Below are 9,285 nucleotides of genomic sequence, written 5' to 3' on the forward strand. Positions count from 1 at the left end.
TTCGATGCATATTACTTCAGCCCCGCATATACGAATGGAGCATTTGCATTGGATATGAGTTTGGCAACACACAATCTGGAAATGTGGGGAGTTGGTCCAGACTGGGCACCTCAGGAATTCGATATAATAACCATTCCGGTTTCCATCGCCAAAGCCGACGTTACAGGCATCAAGACCAAAACCTATACAGGAAAGGCACTCACACAGACACCTGTTGTAAAGCTTGGGTCTTTAACACTGAAGAATAATACCGATTACAAGCTGACCTACAAGAACAATATCAACGCAGGCACAGCAACTACGACGATTACTGGCACCGGTAATTATGCAGGCGCTATAACAAAGACATTCACCATCATCAAAGCCGCCCAGTCTATTACAGCAACAGCCAAAACCTCTACGATCCCGGTTGGCAAGACAACCACAGTCAGCCTCACTGGAAACAAGGGAGGAAAGTCCTTCAAAACTTCCGACACGACCATTGCCACAGTAGACAAATCCACGGGCAAAGTGACTGCCAGGAAAGTCGGCACGGTCAAGATCACTGCGACTTCTGCCGCGACTGCAAACTACAAAGCCGCGTCAAAGACTGTCACGATCAAGGTGGTTCCCGCAGCAACATCATCCTTTACAGCAGCAAACCAGGCGACAGGTATCAAGCTCACCTGGAAGAAGGTCGCCGGGGCTAACGCTTATTTCATCTATCGCGGAAGTACACAGATTGCAACCATCAGAGACAGCTCTACCGTATCCTATACGGACAAGAAAGCCAATACAAACGGGACAAAATATTCCTACAAGATCATCGCCAGCGCGTCAGCCACCGGCAGGAGCACACTCTCAAAAAGCGTAACAACTTACTGCGTGGCCAGACCGGCGATTAGTACCCTGACAAACAGTGCTGCCTCAAAGATGACGGTCAAATGGGGCAAGAACGCGAAGGCGACCGGCTATCAGATTCAGTACTGTCCTGACAAGACATTTAAGACCGGGAACAAGTCGGTGAGTATCAATAGCGCCTCTACTGTATCGAAGGTGATTGGAAGTCTGGCGAAAGGTAAGATTTATTACGTGCGGATACGGTCATTTAAAACTGTCGGAAGTACAAAGTACTTCTCAGCCTGGAGTTCGGTAAAGAGCGTAAAGATCAGCAAATAATTTTTATCTGTTGCCGCTCTTCAAAAGTTTGAAGGGGAGTACCCCGGACAGTTCTGCAAACACAGGACGAATGAGCGCTTGCTCATATGAACAATAGTTACACAAATAATAGACCTCCGGTGCCAGATTTGGTGCCGGAGGTCATTATCACGGAGAAATTTATCACGGAGAAATAAGGTTCAAATTGCATTTTAAAATCACTTCTTGACCTTCACTGCTTTCACTACACTCCACGCCGAGTAATGATTCTTCCCACTCACGGTCTTATAGCTCCTCACTCTCACATAATACATCTTTCCCTTGGTCAGGCTTCCGATCGTTTTGCTCACGGTTTTATTACTTTTAATCGTGGCAGCCTTGTTTCCGCTCGAGAAGCTCTTGTTCAGGCAGTACTGCACTTGATAGCCGGTCGCCTTTGTGTTCCTGCCCCACTTGACAGTCATTCTTCCTGCTGCTGAGTTCGTCGCGGAAGAGATGGCCGGGCGGGCAACACGATAAGCCGCGACAGACTTCGACAGTGTACTGGGTCCGGTGGCCGCTGTCGCGATAACCTTGTAGGTATATTTCGTACCGTTGGTGCTGGCTTTCGTATCCGTATAGGTCACTGTACTTCCACTGGTAATAGTCTTGTATAGGGAAGTCCCTCGATAAACCTTATATCCTTTTGCTTCGGCGACCTTCTTCCAATTCAGCCTGATCCCGGCCGCCAGGTTGGATGCAGTCAGTAATGTAGTTGCCGCAGGGACCACGTTGATGGTGACGGTCTTGGATGCGGACTTAAAATTATCGGTTGCTGCAGAGGTTGCGGTTATCTTGACCGTTCCCACCTTCTTCGCGGTGACCTTGCCGGTGGATTTAGCCACGGTGGCGATTGTAGTATTCGAGGACTTGTAGGTTACAGATCCTTTATTGCCGGTCGTGGAAACAGTAGTAGTTCTGCCCACAGCGATGAAGGAAGCTGCGGCTTTGGCTTTTATGGTCTGATCTGCTTTTTTAATTGTAAATGTTGTTGTAATGGAGCCTTTGAAATTTCCTGTGCCTGTGATCGTCACTGTAGCAGTTCCGGCATAAGTGTTGTTTTTATATTTAACTATGTAGTCAGTACCGGAATTCAGTGTCTTACCTTTAAGTGTTACAACAGGTGTCTGTTTAATAGCTCTGCCGGTATACGTCATGGAAACGACTCCCGTTACCGTTGCTTTTGTAATGGATTGAGGTGTCAGCCTGGCTATTGTCCTCTCTTCGACTGCCTCACAGTTGCTGCATCTGCGCTGCTCTTTTCCCTCATTGGTATATGTAGGCTTTGTGACAACGACCCAGCCACCCCATTCGTGTTCTTTATGCGGGATGACATCTGTTCTGGTCTCCCCGCATCTGGTACAGAGACAGGTAATGATACCGTCATTGTCACATCCGGGAGCGACAGTAACCGTTCCGTCATCCCAACTATGTCCCAGAGCTTTTTCGTCCGGTTCAACATACATTTTACCGCACAGTTTACAAATATAAGTCGTATAACCATCATGGATGCAGTCAGCAGGAGTAGTCTCGGAGTCATAATCGTGATCACAATCATCTATCTGTTCTGCGCTTCCGATGGTAAAACTGAGTTGTACTGACCCGCAGTATTCACCTCTTCCTGCAACTGTGACCTTCGCTACACCAATTGAAGTATTGTCTGTGTAACTGATCACGTAATCCGTCTCTTCTTTGAGCGTATTGTCGTTGTATTTTACAGTGACTGCAGGCACAGCAGGATTTCCGGTGTATTCGATATTATAATACTGCAGTGTGATTTCAGCGCTTCCTATATCTTTACATCTGGCTCCGCAGTCGACACATATCCAGTCGCTGCCCTCCAGGGTCTTCATTATATGTCCCTGTTTCTCACAATTGTGGTATGTCACCACGATTTCAGACGTGGAGCTCACAGATCTGATCTGCTCTGAGGAAGCTTTGTAGTTTATCGTAAGTGAAATCTCATGAGTACCCTCATTGAGCAGCTCCCCGCTTACCTCAGCAGAATATCTTCTGCCGTTCTGATAGTCAGCAAACTTGGTATCCTGCGAAATGGCTTTGCCATCGATGGCGAATTCTGCAGATACTATATCGGAGATATTACTGACATCTGCCGAGATCTGTACTGTATCGCTTCCATTCAATAATTCGATTCTGTCCGGATATATCCCTTTCACTTCAGGTATTACTTTCTGCCTTACCGGGAAAGTCATTTCAGCATCATTGTTTCCAAGCTTGATTTCATCGGCATATCTCGTTTTATTATCAAGAATGACCCTGATTTTAGCAGAAGATCTGGTGGACGGTATCCAGTCCGCTGATATTGCGTGCTTCCCGAAAGCGGAAATATACGCATTTCCCTCCCTGTATATCTCATCATCACCGTCATAGATCACTATGTCTGTCCAGCCGCCCCTCTGTCCGCGATTATATACATTGACAGCTATCTTAGATTCAGATCCACTAACCGCAGTTGTAGAGTCGCCATACTCATCAGAAACATAAATATTCTCAGGGTAAACTGCGAAGTCAGGATGAGGTGTGATGTCCATATATTCGTCTGCGGACCCGATAAATGAAAGCACTGCATCTTCCGGAACATAAGTGTTTATCTCTGTCTCTGCAACTACTCGATGGCTTCCCGGGTTTGTATCATAACTCCTTACGATGGTGTTAGACCCAGTATTCAGCTCGTCAGTAAAGAGACCAAACCCTGTGACTTCAGTAACGCCATCAGTTTCTATTGAACCCATATATGTATCATTGACCTGAATGTAATAATGACCTTTGACCCTGTTCGTAAAATCATGTGATCCGCTTGCCATTCTTGCTGTTATGTACATGAATGCGGCTTCCTGCTGCCCGTCTCCATCTGAATCATCAGACCCTTTGACAGAGCCCCTTGATTTATAGCCTAAAGATTGGAGGATGTTGCTCGAATCAAGTTGTCCGCTGCCGAGTCTTCTGTAGATCTCCATATATGCGCCAAAGCCTTTCATTCCTCTGGCAAGAGGGGCGTTGCATGTGACCTTACCGGCGTTAGTGCACTGTACACCATTTACGAGCTGATGAATGTAATTCCCCAGTTCGTCATTACTGTATTCACTTAGCGGTCCTTCTCCGATCAATGTTTTATGCATGTTCTCGAGCAATTTGAAACCATACTTCATAGTGGTTCCAAAGACTCGTCCGGTCGGATCACTTGGGATTCCGACTATGTTTTCAGCCAATTTGAGCAGCAAATATCCCTGTGCATCATCTTCGCTGACATCAGGGTTGGCAAACAAGCTGGTTGCATCTGCCAAATCTGAAAGATATCCGAAACCATCACTTACATAGCTGAGGCCTTTATAAATATTCATAAATGACTTCGCGCGGTTATCTGCATCCAGTATTTTGAAAATCCCATCTGTAACATAAGTCATAACAGTGACTTCTTTAGGAACTTCTCCCAATACAAGTCTGTCGACTGCTGCAGCTGCATCTTTCTTCAGATTGAACTGATCGCCTATTGCATTCAGGATCTCAACTGCCCAGTCATAGGAATCTTTTGAATCAATCTCAACTGTCGAGCAGTTAACAACTGTCCCTTTTTCTTTATCAACAGTCAGACCCTGGGGGTATTCTTGTGATGTAGTGCCTTTGCCTCCTACTATTATTTCGACAGTGACAGTCCCGCTTCCTCCGCTATATAAATAGTTCCTCGTTGCAGACAATGTGAAATCACCATTTTCTTTAACAAAGGACTGGAGTTTCTCAGCGTTCATTGCATCCATATTTGTTGAACTGGACGTGCATTCTATATCATAGTACGGATTTCCATCCTGCATCATTGCCACTCTTCCGGATTTGAGGGAATGGATCTCCTTCCCTCCGGTATCGAAACTTATGTCATATGCAAGTTCTTTACCTGCACCGGAAGCGATCAGTTTTCCTTCGACTCGTGTCAGCGAGTCTTCTTTCATCGCTGTCAAATCAGGACTCAGTATTGCGGTTATCTGCTGACCTGAATTGAATCTATAATTGTTGAATGTGTTCTCGAATCTCACATAGTCAGCGGCATCACCTTCTATTCTCAAAGTCAGATCCGTAATACTGTCGCCATTGTTACTCAGCGTATATTTCGTCTCCAGAGTAGATCCATTTATCTCAGCGGTTTTAAGATCTATATCAAGTACAGGGATGTGACAATAGAAATCCACATTAACGGATCCATTCTCAACAAATACCCCGTTCTTTTCTACCATAACTTTGACAGGTATAGAATACTCTTCTCTTTGGGCATTCTGCAGGAAAACGCTGAGATTAATATGCAGGATTTCCTTGCCATTGATCGTTATCGGTGCCAAATCTGATCCGCTGTCAACAAAGTTCAGGTAAATATCTTCATATGGATTTTCTGCCTGCAGATAATAGTGAACAGGATCATCTGTCAGATTCTTTACGCTTACATCCACTATCTGCGAATAATCCCTTTGTAAAGTGACTTTATCGTTGCTAAGTGACAGCAGGCTGTCCTTATCCGTATACTTTACCAGGACAGTTCCGTAGGCCGACTTGCCGGATACTAATTTACCATCGTCAAGATTGAAGACAGCCCTTGCAGCCGAGATTGCAGTTTTCCCGTAGAGACTGTTGTCTTTGATTTTCAGACGGAGTTTCAGGAGTACATCGCCATCGTTATCCCCTTCTTCCTGCGCCTGTGAAATACCTGAAAAAATGACTCTGACAGCCCCCGCTGCATCCGAAAGATATACATGTGTTCCATCCCCGCTGATACATTCGCCTGCCTCTGCGGAAACCGCTGTAAGCCTGGTGTTGTCATATAAGATCGTAAATTCACCGGAGGTAATACCTTCAGTGTTTGCAAGTCTTATATCGACAGGTATTTCATCACCCCGGAAGCCCTCTCCCTGTCCTATTATGATGAATCTGTCCGAGTCTGCTTCTCCGGGAATCACGTTGATCGTATATTGATCAGTTTTATTATTCTGATCTGTATATGTTATAATTGCTGAACCTTTCCTGACTGCCGTGATCACGCCAGTATCACTTACTTCAACTACTGTCTGTTCTCCATTTATCCATCCTGAGAAGGTTTTGCCAAGCAGCTTCCCAAGATCATGTGTGCTGCCTTCAATAACAGCAATCTCTGTCAGCCCTGTGTTGTTGAACGGGGAATTGAACGATGCACTCTGGTTAACTCCTGTCGGCAGGTTGATTTTCTTCAGTGATACGCAGTCTTCGAATGCATAATTTTGTATCAAACTCAGTGACGAAGGCAGTACTACATCACTCAGTGACGTACATCCACTGAATGCACTGCTCCCGATATCTCTCAACGATTCCGGCAAGCCAATCCTCTTCAACGAGGTGCAGTTCATAAATGCGTTGCTGTTGATCGTTGTTACTCTGATTGGAAGTTCTATCTCTTCAAGTGAGGTACAGCTGTTGAACGCGTCAAATCCTATCTGTAATACACTGTCAGGTATCGCCACTTCTTCCAGACTGTTGCATCCCCTGAACAGATTCTGCGGTATCATCTCTGCTCCGTCCTCGATCACTGCTTCCCGCAGCTCAGTACCTCTGAATGGCGAACTGTCCTGGGTGTAGCTGCACATGCTCTTCGGTATGGTTATGCCTGTAATCGCCGTTCCATAGAAGGCATCGCTCCCTACGGTCTCGACTTCCGGAGGAAGCTCGATCCCAGTCAGTTTGCTGCAGCCGTAGAATGCATTGTTTCCTATGCGGGTCACGCTGTCCGGGATCTCTATAGTCTCAAGTGATCCGCATGACGCGAATATATATGCCGGAATCTTCATTATGCCTTGCCCGAATGTGATCTCTGTCAGACCGGTGTTATAGAACGGAGAATTGAATGATGTGCTCTCATTCACCCCTGCCGGCAGGTTGATTTTCTTCAGTGATACGCAGTCTTTGAATGCATAATTTTGTATCAAACTCAGTGACGAAGGCAGTACTACATCACTCAGTGACGTACATCCACTGAATGCACTGCTCCCGATATCTATCAACGATTCCGGCAGACCTATCCTCCTCAACGATGTGCAGTTCATAAATGCATTGCTGTTGATCGTTGTTACTCTGATTGGAAGTTCTATCTCTTCAAGTGAGGTACAGCTGTTGAACGCGTCAAATCCTATCTGTAATACACTGTCAGGTATCGCCACTTCTTCCAGACTGTTGCATCCCCTGAACAGATTCTGCGGTATCATCTCTGCTCCATCCTCGATCACTGCTTCCCGCAGCTCAGTACCTCTGAATGGCGAACTGTCCTGGGTGTAGCTGCACATGCTCTTCGGTATGGTTATGCCTGTGATCGCCGTTCCATAGAAGGCACCGCTCCCTACGGTCTCGACTTCCGGAGGAAGCTCGATCCCGGTCAGTTTGCTGCAGCCGCAGAATGCATTGTTTCCTATGCGGGTCACGCTGTCCGGGAAGGAGGCACTGACCAATTCCTCAAGTCGAAGGAACGCACATTCTCCTATGCTGGTCACGCCCTCTTCAATGTTCAATACAGTTATGGATTCTCTATAGTCATTCCATGGAACATTCGTATTGCCGGTATTTGCACTATGAGTATTAATATAATCCCGCATCTCCCCTGTTCCGGAAATGGTCAAAGTACCTGCTTCGTCGAATTCCCAGGTCAGATTATCTCCATCCGCCCCGCAGATCCCGCTTGCCAGCACACCCATGGCTATGGCTGCGTCTGCACGGACTTCCTCTTCATCATCCGCCTCAGGAAGAACCAGATCCTCCCAGTTTTCCTGCTGGGATTCCTCTGACTCTTGTTGTGATCCATTCTCTCCAAGTTCCTGTCGGGATTCCTCTGACTCTTGTTGTGATTCATTCTCTTCAATTTCCTGTCGGGATTCCTCCTCCTGCGCCTCAAGCCCTTCTAATGATCCCTCCACAGGCTCCTCAATCTCAACAGAGCCGGTTTCTTCTTCGGTTTTATCCTTTGCTGTGGTGTCCGGAGTCGGATTTCCCTCTTCCACAGTATTATCTACAGGCACTTCAACCGTGTTTCCCTCTTCCACGGTATTATCTACAGGCACTTCAACCGTGTTTCCCTCTTCCACGGTATTATCTACAGGCACTTCAACCGTGTTTTCTCCTTCCACGGTATTATCTACAGACGCTTCAACCGTGTTTTCCTCTTCCACGGTATTATCTGCAGGCACTTCTACCGTGTTTTCCTCTTCCACGGTATCATCTACAGGCGCTTCTACCGTGTTTTCCTCTTCCATGGTATTATCTACAGGCACTTCTACCGTGTTTTCCTCTTCTGCAGTATTTTCTGCAGGAGCTTCCGCTGCTATAGCCAGCGCGGGACTGATATTTGTAAGGAACAGAGATGTTATTAGAATCATAGCCAGCACGGACAGCTTTCTTTTCATGATGTATTACCCCCATTGATCTCTGTCATAAGATTTGAGATATATGCCATTTCATAACTTTGTCAAACAGGTTATTTTTGACTGACCTACATTACTTTTAGGTCACTCATTGAATTCTCCTTTGCATCCCATATATTTTACCAGAAAAAGCGTTGTTTAATATGCTTTGAAATCGGGTTTTTCTTTAAAAAGCCGCGAAAAACGCTTCGAGTTTCGAGCCGGTCTGTATCAGTAATCAAATAAATTTTTGTACAATACCTCTTTTAAGGTGCCGTGATAAATATCCGAAAGTATGGTTCAAAAATACATTAAATATGTTATAAAATATGAAAATATTTTAATATAATTTGTATTTCTGATAAAATTACCTTGAAGGAGGTGATGCTTTTGCGTTCAAAAGATGTACTGCAGCTACTGCGTGTCACAAGGCAGACCTTATCAAAGTATGTCAGAGATGGAAAAATCCATGTGAGAAAGCTGCCAAACGGCCATTATGATTATGACAGCGATGACGTATACGCCATCTTTAACAAAAATGTTGAGAGAAAAACATGCCTTTATGCAAGAGTCTCAACAGCAAAGCAAAAGCCTGACCTGGAGAACCAGATCTCCATGCTGAAGCAGTTCTGTTTTTCAAACGGTTTCAAAGTGTCCTGCGTTTATTCAGATATTGCCAGCGGGATCA

General features: G+C 45.6%; 2 protein-coding genes and 1 pseudogene. 2 read left to right on the top strand and 1 reads right to left on the bottom strand.

Going from position 1 to position 9,285, the window contains the following annotated elements; translation table 11 throughout:
- Positions 1 to 1,158, top strand: a pseudogene (locus BLT02_RS16295) (hypothetical protein); the annotation flags it as partial.
- A gap of 197 nt (positions 1,159 to 1,355) precedes the next feature.
- Here BLT02_RS16295 and BLT02_RS16300 read toward each other — a convergent pair.
- Positions 1,356 to 8,198, bottom strand: a complete 6,843-nt coding sequence (locus BLT02_RS16300; RefSeq protein WP_207649428.1) for a leucine-rich repeat protein — start codon at positions 8,196 to 8,198, stop codon at positions 1,356 to 1,358.
- Between the two features lie 789 nt (positions 8,199 to 8,987).
- Here BLT02_RS16300 and BLT02_RS16305 point away from each other — a divergent pair.
- On the top strand, positions 8,988 to 9,285 hold a 298-nt coding region (locus tag BLT02_RS16305; RefSeq protein ID WP_175453910.1), incomplete at its 3' end, for a recombinase family protein.

Source organism: Sarcina sp. DSM 11001, from assembly GCF_900101015.1.
Taxonomy (GTDB): Bacteria; Bacillota; Clostridia; order Lachnospirales; family Lachnospiraceae; genus CAG-791.